The organism is Hoeflea sp. BAL378, assembly GCF_000759435.1.
GTDB lineage: Bacteria > Pseudomonadota > Alphaproteobacteria > Rhizobiales > Rhizobiaceae > Hoeflea.
Map to the genome: position 1 here is coordinate 1 of NZ_JRJG01000024.1, position 19,071 is coordinate 19,071.

The window sequence follows — 19,071 nt, forward strand, 5'->3', positions numbered from 1 at the left end:
CCCCATGTGGAGTACGAGTCGGGCCGCCCGCGCATCGTCTCGCCGCTCTACGAGCGGCTCAAGGCCCACCGCGCCGTCTTCGGCTCCAAGCTCGGCTGGGAGCGCCCCAACTGGTTCGCGCCCGAAGGCATGGAGCCGCGCGACATTCCCACCATGGGGCAGCCAAACTGGTTCGGCGCCGTGGGCGAGGAACACCGGCACGTGCGCGAGAAGGTGGGCATTTTCGACCAGTCCTCCTTCGCCAAATACGAGGTCAGCGGCGCCGATGCGCTCGCAGCGCTGAGCCGGATCTGCGCCAACGACGTGACCAGGCCGGCCGGGCGGCTGACCTACACCCAGCTTCTCAACACCCGCGGCGGCATCGAGGCGGACCTGACGGTCGCCCGCCTGTCGGAGGACCGCTTCTACGTGGTCACCGGCACCGGCTTCCGCACCCATGACCTGGCCTGGATCCGCGAGCATGTGCCCGAAGCCGCCGATGTCCGGATCGACGACATCACCGAGAAATTCGGCACGCTCTCGCTGATGGGGCCGCATGCCCGCGACGTGCTGGAAAAGGTCACGGACGCCGATGTGTCCAACGCAGCCTTCCCCTTCGGCCATGTCCGCGAGATCGCGGTCGCTGGCGCCAGAGTGCGGGCGCTGCGCGTGACCTATGTCGGCGAACTGGGCTGGGAGCTGCATGTTCCAATCGAGGCGACAGGCGATGTCTTCGACGCGCTGATGCAAGCCGGCCGCCCCTGGGAGATCCGCCCCGTCGGCTACCGCGCGCTGGAATCGCTGAGACTCGAAAAGGGCTATCGCGCCTGGGGCTCCGACATCACCCCCAACGACACGCCGTTCGAGGCGGGCCTCGGCTGGGCGGTCAAGCGCGCATCCAACACCGGCTTCATCGGCGATGCCGCCCTGGCTGCCGTCGCAGGCCTTCCCCTGACCAAGCGCTTCGCCGGTTTCGTCATCGACGATCCCGACGCCCTGCTGGTGGGCCGCGAGACGATCCTGCGCAACGGCGAGCCGGTGGGCTACCTCACCTCGGGCGGCTACGGCTACACGATCGGCAAGTCGATCGGCTACGGCTATGTGCGCAATCCGGACGGGGTCACCGACGAGTTCCTCGAGGAGGGCGACTACGAACTGGTCATCGCGCTCGACCGGGTGCCCGCCAGGATCGGGCTGAAGGCGTTCCTGGATCCCGCCAACACCCGCGTGAAGGCCTGAGGCTTCCGGGCCTCAATGCACCTTCAGGGCAATGCAGCGGCTCGGCGTGGTTCCCTCCTCGCCGGGCATCGACACATAGGGACCCGTGTCGTCGATCAGGGCGCAGACGCCTGCCGCCTCGAGCTCCGCGATCCGCGCGCTGAATCCCGATTGCCAGAGCACGTCCTTGACCGTGAGAACGATCACCCCGCCCGGCGCGCAGATCCGGAACAGGTCGTCGAGGCCCTCGACCCCGACATGGCCGCTGGTGAACACGCCCGCCGAAATGATCGCGGCGAAGCAATTGTCCGCAAACGGCAGCCGCGTGCCGAGCGCCGCCTGGCGCAGCGCGGTGTAGACGCCCTTGCGCCCGGCCACCGCCAGCATGCCGGAGGAGATGTCGAGCGCTTCGACATGACGGAAGCCGGTGATCGCCAGCCATTCGCCGATCAGGCCCGTTCCGGCGCCCGCATCGAGCAGCGGCGCGGCGCCCTTGGGCACGTGGCGGGCGAGAATGGCGAGCGAAATGGCCGGGTGCCGATATCCGGCCAGCGACATGTCCTCGTCATACTTTTCCGCCCAGGCGTCATAGACGCGCGCAACATCCTGCGGACTTGCCGCCTGGTAGACCGCCCCGAGCCTCGACGTCTTGTCTTCCGCATTCATGTCCGGCTCCGCTTTCGATTGACCTGCCTGCGAGCATAGAATTTTCAAGGACATTGTGGAACTGTAGCGGAAGCCGCGAAGCAGAAAAAAGGAGCCCCCGCCATGTCGACCGAACCTGAAACCCGGCTCCGCGCCAGCCTCGCCGACATTCCCGGACTGGCCGGCTACAGCGGCCCGGTCGAACGGCTGGGAGGCCTGACCAATCTGGTGTTCCGCGTCGGCGACGCCTGCGTGCGCCTGCCGGGTGCCGGCACCGAGGAATACATCAACCGCACCCATGAAGCCGAAGCCGCCCACGCCGCGGCGCGAGCCGGCGTGAGCCCGGAGGTCATCCACGCCAACCCCGAAAACGGTATCATGGCCACCCGTTTCATCGAGGGCGCCCGAACCATGACGCCCGAAGGCTTCCGCGCCGATATCGGCGCCGTCCGGCGCGCCGGCGAAGCCTTTCGCCGGCTTCACAGCTCCGGCGCGCGGTTTCCCTTCACCTTCGAGCTGTTCTCCATGATCGACGACTATCTCCGCATCCTGTCGACCAAGGACGTGGCCCTGCCCGAGGGCTATCATGACGTGGTCGCCGAGGCGCAGACGGTGCGGGTGGCGCTGGCGCGCAATCCCGCCAAGCTGGTCGCCTGCCACTGCGATCCGCTGTGCGAGAACTTTCTCGACACCGGCGACCGCATCTTCATCGTCGACTGGGAATATTCGGGCATGAACGACCCGATGTGGGACCTGGGTGACCTCTCCGTCGAAGCCGGCTTCGACGCGGAGCAGGACCGGGCGCTGATGCAGGCCTATTGCGGCGGCGAACCCGACGCCTCCGACCAGGCCCGGATGGTGATCTACAAGGCCATGTGCGACCTGTTGTGGACGCTGTGGGGCCTGATCCAGCTCGCCAACGGCAATCCCGCCGACGATTTCCGCGCCTATGCCGACGGCCGCTTCGCCCGCTGCCGGTCGCTGATGGCCACCGCCCAATTTTCGGACTCCCTCAAGACCTTGCAAACCGCCTGACTGTGCGCTTCAGTCCTGCCGATGCCGGCTGAAGCCCGCATCGCAAGGCCCGCCCCGCACCCCCGATCTGGACACTTTCATGCGCTTTCTCGTCATTCAGCATTCGGACAAAGAACATGCGGGCGCCTTCAGGGCCATGTTCGCGCGCGACGGCCACCAGCTTGTCCCCTGCATCGCGCCCCGGGAGATCAACGACATCGACCTCGGCGATGTCGACGGCCTCTGGGTGCTGGGCGGGCCGATGCAGGTGTGGCAGACGGAAGAACTGCCCTGGCTTGCCCGCGAAATCGAGGTGATCCGCCATGCGGTGCTCGACCGCAAGATGCCCTATTTCGGCATCTGCCTCGGCCATCAACTGCTCGCCCATGCCTTGGGCGGAAAAGTCAGTCAGGCAAATGAATCAGAGATCGGGCTGCATCATGTGGAGAAGCACGGCGACCCGCCTTTGCTGAGCGGCGTGTCCAGCCGGTTTCCGTGTTTCCAATGGCACAGCGCCGAGATCAGCCGGTTGCCCGAAGGCGCGGAAATTCTCGCCGCGTCCGGGCGGTGCGGCGTGCAGGTCATGCAATGGGGCACGACCGCAAGCTCCGTCCAGTTCCACGCCGAGATGGATGCGGCCACGCTGCGGGACTGGTACGAGATCGAGGAGTGCGAGGAGACGCTGCGGCAGGAGATCGGTGATGAGGCGGTGGATCGGGTGTTTGACGATCTGGCGGCGCTCGAAGCCGAACTCGGCTCCCTGCAGACGAGCCTCTATTCGAACTGGATGTCGCGGCTCCGGGCTTAGGCCTCCCCCGGCCTTGCCAGCCATTCCCCCCGGAAACCCGAAAGGGCGCCCCACAGGGGCGCCCCTCATCCATCTCGGGCCGTGTCTGGCCGTTGGCCGTTACTTCATCGAGGCCTTGACGGCCGCGACATCCTCGGCCGACATCTGGCCGCTGGTGACGACTTCGCCGCCCTTGATCTGCCAGAGGCGGAACGGGCCGGAAATGTCGCCGTACTGGTCGAACGAGACATTGCCGATCACGCCCTGGTAGTTGATCGGCTTGCCTTCACTGATCAGCGCCAGCGCTTTCTTGAACTCTTCGGGTCCGGCATAGATCACCTCGCCTTCGGGATCGACGACCGAGCGGATGGCGTCGCGGATCGCATCCGATTCCGCCTTGCCGGCCTTGGCCACGGCGAGGCCGACGATCGCGCCCGCGTCATAGGACCGGTCCGCCGCCGGAGCCGACGGGGCGATGCCGCCCGAGAAGGCTTCGTAGTTGGCGTAGAAATACTTGGTCGATTCCGTCTCGGTGGTGCCCGACGAGGTGCCATAGGCGCCCTCGAGGTAATCGGCGCCGACGGCCTCGATGAAGTCGGTGGAGTTCATGCCGTCATTGAGCAGGAACTTCTGCGGTCCGCCCTGGCTGATCCAGGCCCGCGCCACGGTGGCGCCGTCGACCGGATAGCTGATCAGATACAGCGCTTCCGGCGCGCCTTCCATCGCCGCGGTCACCTCGGCGCTGTAGTTGGGCTGGTTCTCATTGTAGGGCGTGGCGGACGTGATCACGCCGCCGAGCGCCTCATAGGAGGCCGTGAACTCGCGGGTCAGGTTGAGGCCGAAATCATTGTTGACGTGAATGATGGCGAGTTTCTTGAGTCCGGAATCGATGGCGTATTTCGCCGCGGCGATCCCCTGCAGCGCATCCGAGGTGATGGTGCGGAAGAAATAGCCGCCGGTCTTGCCGTCGCGGCTGAGCTGCGTGAGCGTCGGGCTCGAGGAGGCGGGCGAAACCTGAACAACGCCGGCCGCCGCGGTGACCGAAGTCAGGATCGGGATCGACACCGAGGAGATGATGCCGCCGATAACGACCGGAACTTCCTTGATGTTGACGAGCTGCGTCGCCTGGTCGACGGCGACATTGCCCTGGCTCTGGCTGTCGCGGGTGTCGGTCACCAACTGGCATCCGAGCACGCCGCCGGCCTCGTTGATGTCGCGGAAGGCCATTTCCACCGACTTGGCACCGGCCTGGCCGTAGGCGCCGGCGGGACCTGTCAGTTCCATCACCATGCCGATGGTGATGTCGCAGGCCTGCGCGCTCAGCACTGACCCGCACAGAAAGGCCATCGCAAGGCCGGATTTCCTGATCATGTTCATTCTCGCTCTCCTTGTTATTGGGCCTCTCTCGCCCGTTCTTATTCGGTGGGTATCCAGGTTTCCTGAAGCTGCCGCCAGATCACGCCTTCGGGCGCATGGGCGTCAGCGGTGAACACCGCAGAAGAGCGACGGGCGGTTTTTTCGCCATCGATCACCTGATGCTCGTCGTAGATCACAAGCGCGGCGCCGGTGCCGATCTGCCGCGCTGCGACCAATTCCACTCTGATTTCGAAGTCCGCCGGGCGCTTGCCGCGGGCCGACGTGATCATCGATACAATCTCCGCCTGCCCGATGGTGTTGGCGTCGGGCTCGATCATCACCATGTCCGGCGCGAAGGCGCGGAGCGACGCCGCGAGTTCCGCCTCGGCGGCACGGCCCGTGAACCACTCCACGAAGAAGGCGTGCCGCTTGATGACTTCGGCTTGCGCGCTTGCGATCAGATCCACCGGCTCAGTGCCCCTCTTTGTTGAGATTGTATTTCATCACCGAACCATGCCTGCCGTTGCGGTCGCGTTCGAGCGCGTAGACATCGCCCGGCACCGGGTTGGCGCGGGCCAGAACCGCGTTGATCTCGGCAAAATCCTGTTGGGTGAGCGCGATGTCCGGGATGGCGAGATTGCGCGCCAGGTGATCGCGGTTGCGCGCGCCGACGATCACCGCCGCCACGCCGGGACGCTCCAGCACCGCGCGGCTGGCGATCGAGGCGATGTCGCTGTCGTGGCGGGCGGCGACATTGGCCAGCGCCTGCAGCAGGTCCTGGAACAATGCCCAGCCGCCGAACTCGTCGACGATCAGCTTGTACTTGATCAGCGACCGGTTCTCGAACGGCGCCTGCGGCTCGGGCGCGCCGAGCGACCGCTCGGAAAACAGCCCGCCGCCGACCGAGCCGTAGCACAGCAGGCTGATCCCCGCCGCCATCGCCGCCGCGACCATCGAGCGCGACGGCCGGTCGTCGATCAGCGAATACTGCACCTGCATCGAGACCAGCGGCACGCCGGCATCGAGGATCCGCCGCATCTGCACCGTGTCGAAATTGGTGCCGCCGATATTGGCGATCTTGCCGTCCCGGCGCAGATCGGCGAGCCAGGTGGCGACCTCGACCTGGCGGTCGACCTCGTAGTCCCACCAGTGGAACTGCACCAGATGCAGTTGCTCAAGGCCAAGCCGCGCCAGCGAGGTGTCGATGGCTGCGGCGACATCGGCCTTCGTCAGCGTTGCAAGCTTGCCGAGATCCGGCACGAATTTCGTGTGTACCTTGATCCGGTCCAGCGCCTCCTGCCCGCGCACTTTCAGATACTCCGCCCGGAAGGCGCCGATCAGCGCCTCCACGCCGGTGTAGATGTCGGCGCAGTCGAAGGTGGTGATGCCGGCATCGGCAAAGGCGATCATGTCGTCGATCACCGTGTCCCGGTCGATTTCGCCATGGCCGCCGGCCAGTTGCCAGCCGCCCTTGATGACGCGGGAGATGCGGTGGCCGGGCGCCAGGTCAAACGTCTGCATGATCGTCTCCGAGGGGCACGGCGGTCGTGTCGGAATGATTGAAACGGCGCAGCTTCGTGCGGGTGATCTTCAGCCGCGACGGGCAGTTGGGATCCGGGCAGGCGACCTCGGCGTCGGTCGACATCCAGTCATTGCGGTCGGTCTGCCGCTGCTTGGCGGCAAGCAGCGGCAGCACCGAGGCCAGCGAATAGATCGAGATCCCCTGGCCGGCCGGCAGATGCAGCATCTCGCCCCTGAGTTCGAAATAGTCGCCCACCTTCGCCCCGCACCAGATCTTCGCCCCTTCGGGCGCAACCACCTCGACCTTGAGGTCCCACAGATCGAAACCCTCGTTCCCGCTCATGATGCAATCCTGTTTTCGCTGTGCCAGAAATCAGCGCCCGCACGCTCCAGAATGGCGAAGGCCTGGTTGATGTCCGCCTTCAACTCGTGCGCAACCCGTGCGCGGTCGCCCGCCGCGATCGCCGAAAGGATGCCGCGGTGGTGCAGCGTCGCGGCCCTGTCGGTGAGCGGCCGGTGCAGTTTCGCCGCCGCGCGGACATAGGGTCCGGCCTGCATCCACAGGCTTTCGATGACCGGCATCAGCACCGATGAGCCCGCGGCCTGATAGAGATGGAAATGGAAGGCATGATTGAGGGTGGCGATGTCGCCTGTCTCGCGGGTTTCCTCATAGGCGTCGGTCAGCGCCTCGAGCCGGGCGATATCCGCCGCGGAGAGATTTTCCATCGCCCGCGCCGCCAGTTCGCCCTCGATCAGCGACCGAGCCTGGGCAATGTCGCGCGCCCGTTCCAGCGTCAACAGCGGCACCCGGACCCGCCGGTTCGGCATCGCCTCGAGCGCCCGCTCGGACACGAGCCGCGCCAGTGCTTCCCGCACCGGCATCGAGCTCACGGACATGCGCTGGGCGACGTCGCCGGCCAGGAAGAACTCGCCGGCATCGAAGCGTCCCTGGATCAGCGCATCGCGCAACTGCCTGTAGATGCGGTCCTGAACCGTCTCGCGCTCGACCGGAGACAACCGGTCCAGGCCGGGTCCGTCCATCGGTGAAGAAGTTTGAAAATTCATTCTGCCGCTGCCCGTCCTGCCTCGTCCGGACTTTACTTTAGGCCTCAAACATGTTCCTGTAAATGATAAATGATTGTTGATCAACTTTGGCTCCGCGAATGTCCCAACCCAGCCAGCCGCCCATTCTTCAAGCCCGCGGCCTGACCAAGTCATTCGGCGGGTTTCGTGCCGTCAATGACATTTCGCTGGACTTGGGCACGAGTGAAATCCTGGGCGTGATCGGCCCGAACGGCGCGGGAAAATCCACGCTGTTCAACCTCCTGGCCGGCGCCGTGCCGATCGATGCGGGCAGTGTCCATCTCGCCGGAGTCAATCTCACCCATGCCCGCCCCGAAGCCCGGATCAAGTCCGGCATGGGCCGCACCTTCCAGATCCCGCGGCCGTTTCCGCGGATGACGGTCTTGGAAAACGTCATGACATCGGCGCAGGGCCAGCGCGGCGAAAGCCTGCTCTCCGCCCTGATCGCGCCGCGCCAGGTGGCAGCCCAAGAACGCGCCAACGCCAACCGGGCGCGCGACATCCTCGATTTCGTCTCGCTCTCGCATCTTGAAGATCAGCCCGCCTCGGTACTCTCGGGCGGACAGCGCAAGCTGCTGGAATTGGCCCGCGTGATGATGGCCGATCCACGGTTGATCCTTCTTGACGAACCCGCCGCCGGCGTCAATCCGGCGCTTCTCGACCTGATCATCGACCGGATCCTGGCGATCAACAGGCTCGGCATCGCCGTCCTCCTGATCGAGCACAACATGGAGATGATCGCCCGGCTCTGCCCCCGCGTGATCGTCATGGCCGCGGGCAAGGCGCTGGCCGAAGGCGCGCCCGCCGAGGTCACCCGGCGCGCCGACGTGATCGACGTCTATCTGGAGGGAATGCCGGCATGACCGCGCTGGCGCTCACCGGTCTGCACGCCGGCTACGACCGGGATCTCCCCATCGTCAAAGGCGTGAGTTTCACCGTCCAAAGGGGCGAAGCCGTCTGCATCCTAGGACCCAACGGCGCCGGCAAGTCGACGATGATCAAGGCCATCGCCGGACTTGTGCCCTGCTTCGGCGGCGAGGTCCGTCTTGACGGAACGGACATCACCGGACTGGCGTCCCACGTCCTGGTCGGCAAGGGAATGGGCTTCGTCCCCCAGATGGAGAACATCTTCACCCGCCTGACCATTCTCGAGAACCTGCAGATCGCAGCCCAGCTGCTACCCAAGCAGGACCGCGCGGGCCGGATCGACGCCATGTTCGACATGTTCCCCGATCTCGGCAGCCGGCCGAGGGAACTGGCCGGCGCGCTCTCCGGCGGCCAGCGCCAGATGCTGGCGGCCGCGCGGGCGCTGCTCACGGAACCGCGGGTGCTGATGCTGGACGAGCCATCGGCGGGCCTCTCGCCCAAGCTCGTCGGCCAGGTCTTCGACACGCTTCGCCGCATCTCGGAAACCGGCGTGACGCTGGTGCTGGTCGAGCAGAATGTGCGCGCGGCCCTTGGCCTGACGGAGCGCGCGCTGGTGCTTGTCGACGGACAGTTGGCGCATGACGGACCGGCCGACGCCCTGCATGACGGCAGGCTGCTGGGCGAATTGTTCCTGGGCCACCGCACCGCCGAGGCCGGATCATGAACCCGCAAGCCATCATCGACGGCCTTATTTCGGGCTCCACCATCGGCCTGGGCGCCATCGGCCTGACGCTGACCTACTCGATCCTGCGCTTCGCCAATTTCACCCATGGCGACTTCCTCGCCTGGGGCGCCTATCTCACCTTGACCGTTGCAGGCGTCCTGGGGGGACTGGCGGCCGGTCTCGGCGCGCCCGTCTATCCGTTCAGTTTCGGCTGGGGCCTGCCGCTGGCGGTGCTCGGCGGCGTCGCGCTGACGGTCGCCCTGGCGCTGGGGCTCGACCGCATCCTGTTCGGGCGGCTCAGGGCCCGCGGCGCGGACACGATCATCATCGTCATGGCGAGCTTCGGCGCCTCCATGGCGCTGCGGTCGCTGCTGGAGTTCATCTTCACCGCCAAGCCGGCCTATTTCACCAAGGCGCTGCAAATCGCCAACCCGCTGGGCCTCGGCATGCGCGCCACGCCGGACCAGCTGCTGGTGATCGGCCTCACCCTGCTGCTCGTGCTGGTCCTGCATCTGGTTGTCACCCGCAGCGCCACCGGCCGCGCCATGCGCGCCGTCTCGGAAAATCCGGCCCTCGCCGGCGTCTATGGCATCGATGTCGGCAAGGTCGTCCGGGTCACCTGGATCATCGGCGCCGGCATGGCCTGCATCGCCGGCGTCATGGCGGGTCTGCTGGTGCAGATCCGGCCCTATATGGGGTTCGACCTGCTGCTGCCGCTGTTCGCCGCCGCCATCCTGGGCGGCATCGGCTCCATTCCAGGCGCCATGCTCGGGGGACTGATCATCGGCCTCGCCGAGGCCTTCGCGGTCCAGATCGTCGGCGCCGAATGGCGCGCGGCCGTCTCCTTCGTCATTCTCGTGCTGGTGCTGATGTTGCGTCCGCAGGGCATCTTCGGCCAAAGGGGGGCATGATGGAACTCCTCGCCTATGCCGCCTTCTTTCTCACCATCGCCCTCACCTATGCGATCATGTGCCTGGGCCTGAACGTGCAATGGGGCCAGACCGGGCTGTTCAATGTCGGCATCGCCGGCTTCGTCGGCCTGGGCGCCTATGTCTCCGCCGCGCTGACGACGCCGGATGCCGCCGAGCGCATCGGCGGGTTCGGCCTGCCGATCGCCGCGGGATGGCTGGCGGCCATGATCGCGGGCGGGGTGCTGGCGCTGCTGGTCGGCCTGCTCACGCTGAGGATGCGCTCCGATTATCTGGCGATCACCACCTTCGGCATTGCCGTGGCGCTGCAGCTCGTGTTCCAGAACGCCGAAAGCCTGACCGGCGGCGCCTTCGGCATGGCCTTCATTCCGCGTCCCTTCGCCGGGTTGCAGGGGCAGTCCTTTGCCTTCAACCTCGTCAATCTGGCGCTGACGGTGGCGGTCGTCGCGGTGGTCTACCTGCTGCTCGAGCACCTGTTGCGCAGCCCCTGGGGTCGGGCGCTGCGGGCGGTGCGCGAGGACGAGGTCGCCGCCCAGGCGCTCGGCAAGAATCCGGTTCTCCTGCGTATCCAGGCCTTCGCGCTCGGCGGCGCCATCATGGCCCTGGCCGGCGCGGTCCAGGCCCATTTCATCGGCTTCATCGCGCCCGGCAACTACCTGCCGATGATGACCTTCCAGGTCTGGGCCATGCTGATCGTCGGCGGCTCCGGCAACAACCGCGGCGCGGTGCTCGGCGCCGTGCTGGTCTGGGCGATCTGGGCGCTGTCGGGCGCGCTGATTTCGGAGGTTTTTCCGGCCGATCAGCAGGCCCGCGCCGCATCGCTGCAGATCGTGGTGATCGGCGTCATGCTCTGCCTTATTCTTCTCTGGCGGCCGCAAGGCATCCTGCCCGAAGTCCGCTCCGTCTCCCGTCACCTCGGCCGCCGCAACAAGGACACCTGATCCATGACACCTGAACGAAGGAACCTTACTCCCGACCTTTCGATCAGCCGTATTCTCACCGGCCTCTGGCAGGTTGCCGACCAGGAGAAGGACGGCGTCCTTCTTGATCGATCGGCCGGCGCCAAGGCCCTTGCAGACTACGCCCGGGAGGGGTTCGACACCTTCGACATGGCCGATCACTACGGCACTTCCGAACTGATCACCGGCGAGATGCTGCGCACCTGGCAGGGCTCGCCCAGGCCGATCGCCTTCACCAAATGGTGTCCCGAACCCGGGCCGATGACGGCCGAGATCGTCCGCAAGGGAGTGCAGGAACGGCTTGACCGTCTCGGCGTCGACCGCGTCGATCTGCTGCAGTTCCACTGGTGGAGCTTCGAGCATCCGGCCTGGCTCGATGCGCTGCACGAGATGACGAAGCTCAGGGACGAAGGCCTGATCGGCGAGATCGGTGTGACGAATTTCGACGCCGCCCATCTCAATCTTGCGCTTGCCGACGGCATCCCGCTGGTGTCCAACCAGGTATCGTTTTCGCTGATCGATCGCCGTGCCGCGGGTCATCTCGCCGAAACCTGCAGGAAGCACGATGTGCAACTGCTCGCCTACGGCACGCTGTGCGGTGGGTTCCTCTCCGAGCGCTGGCTCGGCAAGCCGGAACCGGACGCGGTGAAGGACTGGAGCGGCTCGAAATATTTGAGATTCATCCATGCGGCCGGCGGCTGGGCGGGCTATCAAGGCATCCTGTCGGCGGCCGACACGATTGCCAGGAAACATGGCGTCTCGATTTCCAATGTCGCCACGCGCTGGGTGCTCGAACACGATCATGTCGCGGGCGTCATCATCGGCGCGCGGCTCGGAGAAAACCAGCACCGCGCCGACAATCTGCGGCTGTTCCAGTTCGAACTCGACGCCGAGGACCACGCACTGCTCGTCCAGGCCTTCGCCGCCACCACGCCGATCCCGGGAGACTGCGGCGACGAATATCGCCAGCCGCCGTTCCTGACCGCGTCGGGCGACCTCAGCCATCATCTGGCCGAAATGCCGAGCGCCATGCAGGCCGTCGCCGATCCCGACGTTCCCGACCGCGCACGCGTCTTCTCGGGCTCCCTGTGGGAACCGATCGCCGGCTATTGCCGGGCCTTGCGCGACGGCGACCGGATCGTGATCTCGGGCACCACCGCCACCCACGGGGTCGACCGCACGGTGGCCCTTGGAGATGCCGGTGCGCAGACGACCTATATTCTCGATAAGATCGCAGCCTCCGTGCGGGCACTCGGCGGCGATCCGAAGGACATCCTGCGCACCCGCATGTATCTGCGCGGCGAGGAGGATGTCGAGGATGCAGCCCGCGCCCATGGCCTGCGCTTCGCCGCCCATCCGCCGGCCAACACCACATTCCTGGTCGGCAATCTGATCGGCGATTTCCGCGTCGAGATCGAGGCCGAGGCGGTCGTCAGTCGGAAGATCGGCTAGGGTCTCCGCCCGAAATCAGGCGCCTGGGCCTGTCAGATGCCGTCGGCAGATCGAGACAGCCTGCGCAATCGTGTCTGTCCGGGCGCCGCCGATGGAGAGACGATGACACGTAGGGCCTTCTTCGGGCGGCTCGAGAATGGCAAGCTGGCTGTCGAGCAGGGAGACCGGCATGAAGTGCCCGCTCCGGCTCGCCATGCGGTTCCGGATCAGCTCCTCGGGACCGGTCAGGTGCACGAACACGACGCCCGGCAGCCGCGCGGCGATGAAGCTGCGGTAGGCCTGCTTGAGTGCCGAACACGAGATCATCACCGGCGGGGCGCGGGCGAGCGCCTCTTCGCAGACCCTCGCGAGCCACGGCCAGCGGTCATCGTCCGTCAACGGCAGGCCGGCGCGCATGGTCTCGACGTTCCGGGTGGGGTGAAGCTCGTCCGCCTCGACGAAACTTCCGCCAAGCGCATCGGCCACCGCCTTGGCGACGGTCGACTTGCCGGCGCCGCTCACCCCCATGAACACAAAGAAGCGGGCCACGGCAGGCTCTGCTTTCTCCCCATCATCAGCCACGATCCAGACATCCCTCCGGTCAAACGCACAGGTCCCGGACCGCGCCCGCAGCCCTCGTCCACGGATAAATCAGCCGATGACGAAATGGAAGCTAGACACCGAGCCGGTCGCGCAGACGGTAGACCGCCACGGACGGGCCGAGGAACCATGGGTTGCCGGTGTAGAACGGCCGGGTCTCGAAAGGAATCCGGCTGAAGGCGCCGAGATCCCTGTCGATGCCCGCAGCGGCCTTGCCGAGCCTTGAGCCGAGATACCCCGCCATGCCCACGCCTGAGCCGCAATAGCCCATGGCGAAATAGAGCCCCTTGTCCTCGCCGCAATGCATCAGCGTGTCGAAGCTGAACGCGACGATGCCGGCCCAGGAATGGCTGATGCGGGTTTTGGAAAGTTCCGGAAACAGCCGGACGAGTTCGGCCAGCAGCTTGGGGCCGCTCCTGCGCGGATCGGTTTCCTGAAGCGACACCCGGCCGCCAAACAGGATCCGCTTCCGGTCGGGCGAGGGCCGGTAGTAATAGACCAGCTTCCTTGTGTCGGAGAGGATGCGGTTGGTGGGAAACAGCCGGTCCATCGTCTCCTGTGGGATCTCTTCGGTGGCGATCACATAGGAGCCGATCGGGATCACCCGCCGCTGGTGCCAGGGCGTGAGCGGACCGGTATAGCCATTGGTGGCGATGATCACCTTGCCCGCGCGGATGCGGCCCTTGCCGGTGGAAACCTCGAAGCCCTGCGCACCACGTGCAAGATCGTTCACCCGGCAATGACTGACCACGATTGCGCCGGCCGAGCGCGCCACCTCCAGGAGCCCGGCATGATACTTGCCCGGGTCGAGGCTGGAATGGCGCGGAAACACGATCCCGCCGAAATAGGCGTCGGTGCCGAGCTCGGCGTGTTGCCGGTCCCGGGGCACCATGAAGGCGCCGGTCTCGAACGCCGGATGACGGCTATCGCAATCGCGCGCGAGCTTGTCGTACTGGCCGCGCGTGTGCGCGCCGTGGAAGCGGCCGACCACGCCGAAATCGCAGTCGATCCGTTCGTCGCGGACAAAGCCCGTGACATGGTCGAGCGATGCCTGCCCTTCCTTGAGGATGCCGATGGCCAGCTCTTCACCATAGCGCTTTTTAAGCGTCGAGAACGACGGCTTGACGCTGGTCGAGATCTGCCCGCCATTGCGGGTGGAGCATCCGAAACCCGCGGCTTCCGCGTCGACGACGACGGTCGCGAGCCCCGCCCGCGCCGTCTGCACCGCGGCGTGCAGGCCGGTGTAGCCCGCCCCGATGATAACGACATCGGCGGAAGACGGCAGCGCGGCGGGCGTGTCTGGCTGCCGCGGGCTCGCCTCCCACCAGTAGGGGTCGGGCTTGAAGTCTTCACTGAAGCAATCGTGTGGACCTGGCATCTTAAGCTCCCGCATGGTCGGAGAGGATCATGTCGGCGCCCTTTTCGGCCACCATGATCGTCGGTGCATTGGTATTGCCGGAGGTCAAGGTCGGGAACACCGAGGCGTCGATCACCCTGAGATTGTTGAGGCCGTGAACCTGGAGCCGGGCATTGACCACTGTGTCGCGCTCGCTCTCGCCCATCCGGCAGGTGCTGACGGGATGGAACACGGTTCCCGCCCGCGCGCGGATGTCGGCGATCATCTCCTCGTCGGTCTCGACCTGGCGACCGGGGCGGATCTCCTCCTCGAGGATCGCCGCGAAGGCCGGCGCCGCGGCAAGCCTGCGCAGGAACCGCGCGCCCTCGAGCTGCTCGGCCACATCGTGGTTGGTCGCGAGATAATTGGGATGGATCCGGGGCGCATCGAAGGGATCGGAGGAACGGAGGTCCAGATGCCCGCGGCTGGTGGGCCGGGTCGGCTGGGTTCCCATGATGACGCCCGAAAACGGATCGGGGCTCATCAGCGGCCGCTTGCCCGGCGGCGCCTTGGTATAGCTGACCGGCGAGAAGTAGAGCTGCATGTTGGGACGCTCGAGTTCGGGCCGCGTGCGGATGAAGCCGCCGGCCTGGTTGACGCCGAGCGACAGCGGGCCGCGCCGGCGCAGCACGTAGTTCAGCCCGTGCCGCAGCTTGCCGAGGAGCGGCCTTAGCTCGTCATTCAGCGTACGGACCCTGGCCCTGTAGGTGTAGTCGTTGCACAGATGGTCCTGCAGATGCCGGCCGACATTGGGCTGCTGGCGCACGACGTCGATGCCGTGGCGCTTGAGCAAGTCGGCGGGACCGACGCCCGAGAGCATCAGCAGTTGCGGCGAATTCACCGATCCGCCCGAGACGATCACCTCGCGCCCAGCCATTACCCGCTCGGTCTTGCCGTGCCGGACATATTCGACGCCGGTGGCGCGCTGACCCTCGAACAGGATCCGCGTCGCATGGGCGCGCGACAGCACCGTCAGATTGGATCGCCTGCGCGCCGGGTGCAGATAGGCGCGCGCCGCCGACATCCGGAACCCGCCCTTGGCCGTGTTCTGGTAAAGCCCGACGCCTTCGTTGGTGGCCCCGTTGAAATCGGGATTGTAGGCAAGCCCGCATTCGACCCCCGCCCGGATGAAAGTCTGGCAGGTCGGGTGCAGGTCCCGCTCCATGGTCGAGACATGGAGCGGCCCGTCGCCGCCGCGAAAGTCGCTCGCGCCCTGGTCGCTGGTCTCGCTCTTCTTGAAATAGGGCAGCACGTCGCTCCAGCCCCAGCCGGGATTGCCCATCGCCCGCCAGTCGTCGAAATCGCCGGGATGGCCGCGGATATAGACCATGGCGTTGATCGAGGACGAGCCGCCGATCACCTTGCCGCGCGGCCAGTAGCTGACGCGGCCGTTGGTGTTGGGATCCGGCTCGGATTTGTACATCCAGTTGATGCGCTTGTCGTAGAACGCCATGCCGTAGCCGATCGGCATCCAGATCTTGAAGTTCCGGTCATGCCCGCCCGCCTCCAGCAGCAGCACGGAGTATCGGCCGTTCTCGGTCAGGCGGTTGGCCAGCACGCAGCCGGCCGAGCCGGCGCCGACAATCACGAAGTCATAGGTTTGCACGGGTGCGCCATTCTCGGGTTGGAGGCTCAGGTTTGGGGTTTGTCGCGCTGCACCAGGACCGAGACCAGCGCCAGCAAAGCCGAGCCGACCATCAGGAAGAACGACACCGCGTTGAGCACCGGCGTCGACCCGACCTTGACCATCCGGTCATACATGGTGATCGTCAAGGGCGCTTCGGAGCCCACCAGGAACAGCGTGGTGTTGAAATTCTCGAACGAGACGAGGAACGCGACGATTCCCGCCGCCGCCATCGCCGGGAACAGGAACGGCAGGGTGATGGTCCTGAGCACCCGCGCGCGGCTGGCGCCGAGATTGAAGGCTGCCTCCTCCATCGATTCATCGAACTTCTTCAACCGGGCGATGATCACCAGCGAGGTGATGGTGGTGATGAAGGAGAACTGGCCCAGCACCACCAGCACGATGCCCGGCCGCAGGAAGCCGAGATCCAGCGACAGGGCCTCTTCCGCGCCATTGGCGATGTTGCTGGCGAGCAGCAGGATCGAGATGCCGAGGATGACGCCGGGGATGACCAGCGGCAGCACCATCATGATGTAGAAAAAGTCCTTCGCCGGAAATTTGCATCGCACAAACAGGAACGCGTTGCAGGTGCCCACGAAGACCGAAAGCAGCGACACGCAGCTTGCGATGACGAAGGAATAGTAGAGACCGCGCAGCAGGCGCCGGTCATGAAACATGCCGAGCTTCGGCTCGGTGTCGTTGAAGAACCAGTCCAGCGTGAAGCCCTGCCAGGGCAGCGACGGGAACACCGAATCGTTGAAGGCGAACACGCCGGCAGCCACCAGCGGCGCCGCGAGGAACAGGAAGAACGCCGCCACATAGAGCCGGTAGCCGGACAGGAAGACCATGTTGGGTTTGATCGCCATCAGCTTCGCGCCACCGTGCTGCTCAGGGTCTGGCCGGAAAGCTTGAGCCCGATCCAGATCACCAGGGAGGTGAAGGCCAGGAGCACGAACCCGAAGGCCGCGCCCGATTCCCAGTTGTAGCGGGTGATGAACTGGTCGTAGATCTGCTCGGTGAACCAGCTCGAATTCTTGCCGCCGAGCAGGATCGGCGTGAGATAGCTGCCGGCCGTCAGCATGAAGACCACGATGCAGCCCGAGACAATGCCCGGCATGGCGTAGGGGATGATGATCCGGCGCAGCACGGTCGGCCCGTTGCCGCCGAGATTGTAGCCCGCCTCGATCATCGAATCGTCCATGCCGTCGAGCGTCGACACCAGCGGCACGATCATGAACAGGATGACGGTATAGACCAGGCCGACGATGACGGTGGCGTCATTGTAGAGGAATTCGATCGGCGTGCTGATCACGCCGGCCCATTGCAGGCTGCTCGAGATGATGCCGGTCTCCCGCAAGAGAAGGATCCAGCCGAAGGCGCGGATCAGGTCGCTCACCCAGAGCGGGATGAGGCACATCAGGAACAAGGCGCCGCGCGTGCGATAGCCCGCGATCTTGGCTATGTAATAGGCGATGGGAAACCCGAGCAGTAGCGCCAGCACGGTCACCAGCAGCGACATCGATCCGGTGCGGATCAACGTGTTCCAGTATATCGGCTCGTTGAAGAAGTTGATGTAATTGCCGAGCCCGAATTCATAGACGCGCGGCGCGACCTTCTCGCGCAACGAAATATAGAGCATGCCCGCATGCGGCAGGATGATGAGCAGCGCGATCCACAGCGCGAACGGCGCGAAGAGCAGATAGAGCGACAGCCGCTTGATGTCGTTCTGCTTCATCCGCGCGCCCTCAAACCGAAAAACTCATGGTCTGCTCTGGCGACCAGGACAGGGTGACGTCGTCCTTGGGCTTCAAGTCCTCGACCCCGCCGGTGAGCACCACATCGGCCTCGATGAGTTCTCCTGCTTTGTCCCGGACCAGAACGCGGCTGTTGGCGCCATTGAACAGGATGCTGTCGATCCTGCCTTCGATGACATTCTGGCCGGCAGCGCCTGTCGGGGCCTGTCCGCCCGCTCTCGCGGCGGTGATGAATTCGGGGCGCACGAAGACATGCACAGCGTCGCCGGCGCTGGGAGCACCCGCGCCGCGAACCGAGCCGCGGATGATGAGACCGGCATCGGTCGCAACCTCCACGGCGCCGTTCTCGACGCGGGTGACCCGGCCCGCCCAACGATTGGTGTCGCCCACGAAACCCGCGACAAAGGCGGCCGCGGGCCTGTGATAGAGCTCCTGCGGCGTGCCGATCTGCACGAACTTGCCCTTGTCCATGATCGCGACATTGTCGGACATGACCAGTGCTTCGGACTGGTCGTGGGTGATGTAGACGAAGGTGGTGTCGAACTGGTGCTGCAGGAGCTTCAGTTCGATCTTCATGGCTTCACGCAGTTTCAGGTCGAGCGCGCCGAGCGGCTCGTCGAGCAGCAGCACGTCCGGATCGAGCACCATGCAGCGGGCGATGGCGATGCGCTGCTTCTGGCCGCCCGACAACTGGCTGATTTCCCGGTTGGCGACATCGGGCAGCGAAATGCGCGCGAGAACATCGTGCACCTTGGTGCGGATCACATCTCTGGACGCGCCGGCGCAGCGCAGCCCGTAGGCGATGTTCTCATAGACGTTCATCATCGGGAACAAAGCGAGGTGCTGGAACACCATCTTGACATTGCGCTTGTTGGGCGGCGTGCCGATGACCGACTTGCCCTTGATCCGGATGTCGCCGGACGACGGCTGCTCGAAGCCGGCGATCATCCGCATCAGGGTCGTCTTGCCGCAGCCCGACGGGCCGAGGATGGAGAAGAAGGATCCCTTGGGAATCTCGAAGGAGACATCATCGACGGCCCTCACGGACCCGAAGTGCTTCTTGATCTCGATACATTCCAGATCGTTCTCGGTGGGTGATTGCATCAGGTCGCCAGCGCCTTGTCGTCGGAAGTCTTTGAAGTTTTCGGCAGGGCCGCGCGCGGTGGAATCGCGCGGCCCCGCCC

Annotated in this window: 20 protein-coding genes; 8 read left to right on the forward strand and 12 right to left on the reverse strand. The window is 65.6% G+C overall.

The features are described 5' to 3' along the window. Positions 1 to 1,218, forward strand: a 1,218-nt coding sequence (locus tag LL06_RS06955; RefSeq protein ID WP_035524158.1) for an aminomethyltransferase family protein, incomplete at its 5' end; no start/stop codon positions are given. A gap of 12 nt (positions 1,219 to 1,230) precedes the next feature. Here the strand turns inward: LL06_RS06955 and LL06_RS06960 are convergent. Further along, a complete protein-coding gene (locus tag LL06_RS06960) occupies positions 1,231 to 1,863 on the reverse strand; it encodes a class I SAM-dependent methyltransferase (RefSeq protein ID WP_035524161.1) in 633 nt (210 codons plus the stop codon). Positions 1,864 to 1,965: 102 nt separating this feature from the next. Here LL06_RS06960 and LL06_RS06965 point away from each other — a divergent pair, with 102 nt between their 5' ends. Both LL06_RS06965 and LL06_RS06970 read left to right on the forward strand, forming a co-directional pair. Beyond that, positions 1,966 to 2,877: a phosphotransferase family protein gene (locus LL06_RS06965; RefSeq protein WP_035524164.1), complete on the forward strand. Its 912-nt coding sequence runs from the start codon at positions 1,966 to 1,968 to the stop codon at positions 2,875 to 2,877. Positions 2,878 to 2,956: 79 nt separating this feature from the next. Continuing rightward, complete coding sequence (locus LL06_RS06970; RefSeq protein WP_035524167.1) at positions 2,957 to 3,664, forward strand: type 1 glutamine amidotransferase; 708 nt, start codon at positions 2,957 to 2,959, stop codon at positions 3,662 to 3,664. A gap of 99 nt (positions 3,665 to 3,763) precedes the next feature. On the opposite strand, the gene LL06_RS06975 is transcribed toward LL06_RS06970, so the two are convergent. The 5 genes from LL06_RS06975 to LL06_RS06995 all read right to left on the reverse strand — a co-directional run bounded on the left by LL06_RS06975 (position 3,764) and on the right by LL06_RS06995 (position 7,585). Beyond that, on the reverse strand, positions 3,764 to 4,990 hold the full coding sequence (locus tag LL06_RS06975; RefSeq protein WP_244447072.1) for an ABC transporter substrate-binding protein: 1,227 nt from the start codon (positions 4,988 to 4,990) through the stop codon (positions 3,764 to 3,766). Between the two features lie 68 nt (positions 4,991 to 5,058). Further along, the gene (locus LL06_RS06980; protein ID WP_035524173.1) at positions 5,059 to 5,466 is read right to left on the reverse strand and encodes a hypothetical protein; all 408 of its coding nucleotides are present in this window, start codon (positions 5,464 to 5,466) and stop codon (positions 5,059 to 5,061) included. A 4-nt stretch (positions 5,467 to 5,470) separates the two neighbouring features. Continuing rightward, the gene (locus LL06_RS06985) at positions 5,471 to 6,520 is read right to left on the reverse strand and encodes an aldo/keto reductase (protein WP_035524177.1); all 1,050 of its coding nucleotides are present in this window, start codon (positions 6,518 to 6,520) and stop codon (positions 5,471 to 5,473) included. Continuing rightward, on the reverse strand, positions 6,507 to 6,863 hold the full coding sequence (locus LL06_RS06990; protein ID WP_035524180.1) for a TIGR04076 family protein: 357 nt from the start codon (positions 6,861 to 6,863) through the stop codon (positions 6,507 to 6,509). Before LL06_RS06990 ends, LL06_RS06985 begins: the two co-directional genes overlap by 14 nt. Continuing rightward, positions 6,860 to 7,585, reverse strand: a complete 726-nt coding sequence (locus LL06_RS06995; RefSeq protein ID WP_161784944.1) for a GntR family transcriptional regulator — start codon at positions 7,583 to 7,585, stop codon at positions 6,860 to 6,862. Before LL06_RS06995 ends, LL06_RS06990 begins: the two co-directional genes overlap by 4 nt. Positions 7,586 to 7,683: 98 nt before the next feature. Here LL06_RS06995 and LL06_RS07000 point away from each other — a divergent pair, with 98 nt between their 5' ends. The 5 genes from LL06_RS07000 to LL06_RS07020 are packed head-to-tail and all read left to right on the forward strand — an operon-like array spanning position 7,684 to position 12,534. Further along, on the forward strand, positions 7,684 to 8,466 hold the full coding sequence (locus LL06_RS07000) for an ABC transporter ATP-binding protein (RefSeq protein ID WP_035524183.1): 783 nt from the start codon (positions 7,684 to 7,686) through the stop codon (positions 8,464 to 8,466). Beyond that, on the forward strand, positions 8,463 to 9,194 hold the full coding sequence (locus tag LL06_RS07005) for an ABC transporter ATP-binding protein (protein ID WP_035524186.1): 732 nt from the start codon (positions 8,463 to 8,465) through the stop codon (positions 9,192 to 9,194). The genes LL06_RS07000 and LL06_RS07005 overlap by 4 nt, the downstream gene beginning before the upstream one ends. Then, the gene (locus LL06_RS07010) at positions 9,191 to 10,105 is read left to right on the forward strand and encodes a branched-chain amino acid ABC transporter permease (protein WP_035524189.1); all 915 of its coding nucleotides are present in this window, start codon (positions 9,191 to 9,193) and stop codon (positions 10,103 to 10,105) included. Before LL06_RS07005 ends, LL06_RS07010 begins: the two co-directional genes overlap by 4 nt. Further along, positions 10,102 to 11,064 (forward strand): branched-chain amino acid ABC transporter permease, encoded by a 963-nt coding sequence (locus tag LL06_RS07015; RefSeq protein ID WP_035524191.1) that lies wholly within the window; start codon positions 10,102 to 10,104, stop codon positions 11,062 to 11,064. Before LL06_RS07010 ends, LL06_RS07015 begins: the two co-directional genes overlap by 4 nt. Before the next feature lie 3 nt (positions 11,065 to 11,067). Continuing rightward, positions 11,068 to 12,534: an aldo/keto reductase gene (locus LL06_RS07020; protein ID WP_035524192.1), complete on the forward strand. Its 1,467-nt coding sequence runs from the start codon at positions 11,068 to 11,070 to the stop codon at positions 12,532 to 12,534. 15 nt (positions 12,535 to 12,549) lie between these two features. Here the strand turns inward: LL06_RS07020 and LL06_RS07025 are convergent, their stop codons facing one another. The 6 genes from LL06_RS07025 to LL06_RS07050 form a co-directional block, all read right to left on the reverse strand. Next, on the reverse strand, positions 12,550 to 13,062 hold the full coding sequence (locus LL06_RS07025) for a gluconokinase (protein WP_152599520.1): 513 nt from the start codon (positions 13,060 to 13,062) through the stop codon (positions 12,550 to 12,552). Positions 13,063 to 13,186: 124 nt separating this feature from the next. Next, complete coding sequence (locus tag LL06_RS07030) at positions 13,187 to 14,491, reverse strand: FAD-binding oxidoreductase (protein ID WP_035524194.1); 1,305 nt, start codon at positions 14,489 to 14,491, stop codon at positions 13,187 to 13,189. 1 nt (position 14,492) lies between these two features. After that, the gene (locus tag LL06_RS07035; protein WP_035524196.1) at positions 14,493 to 16,115 is read right to left on the reverse strand and encodes a GMC family oxidoreductase N-terminal domain-containing protein; all 1,623 of its coding nucleotides are present in this window, start codon (positions 16,113 to 16,115) and stop codon (positions 14,493 to 14,495) included. A 26-nt stretch (positions 16,116 to 16,141) separates the two neighbouring features. Then, the gene (locus LL06_RS07040) at positions 16,142 to 16,999 is read right to left on the reverse strand and encodes an ABC transporter permease (RefSeq protein WP_052161275.1); all 858 of its coding nucleotides are present in this window, start codon (positions 16,997 to 16,999) and stop codon (positions 16,142 to 16,144) included. Next, positions 16,999 to 17,868, reverse strand: a complete 870-nt coding sequence (locus LL06_RS07045; RefSeq protein WP_035524199.1) for an ABC transporter permease — start codon at positions 17,866 to 17,868, stop codon at positions 16,999 to 17,001. The genes LL06_RS07040 and LL06_RS07045 overlap by 1 nt, the downstream gene beginning before the upstream one ends. A gap of 10 nt (positions 17,869 to 17,878) precedes the next feature. Continuing rightward, entirely contained in the window at positions 17,879 to 18,991 is a 1,113-nt protein-coding gene (locus LL06_RS07050; RefSeq protein WP_035524201.1) for an ABC transporter ATP-binding protein, read from the reverse strand. Positions 18,992 to 19,071: the final 80 nt, after the last annotated feature.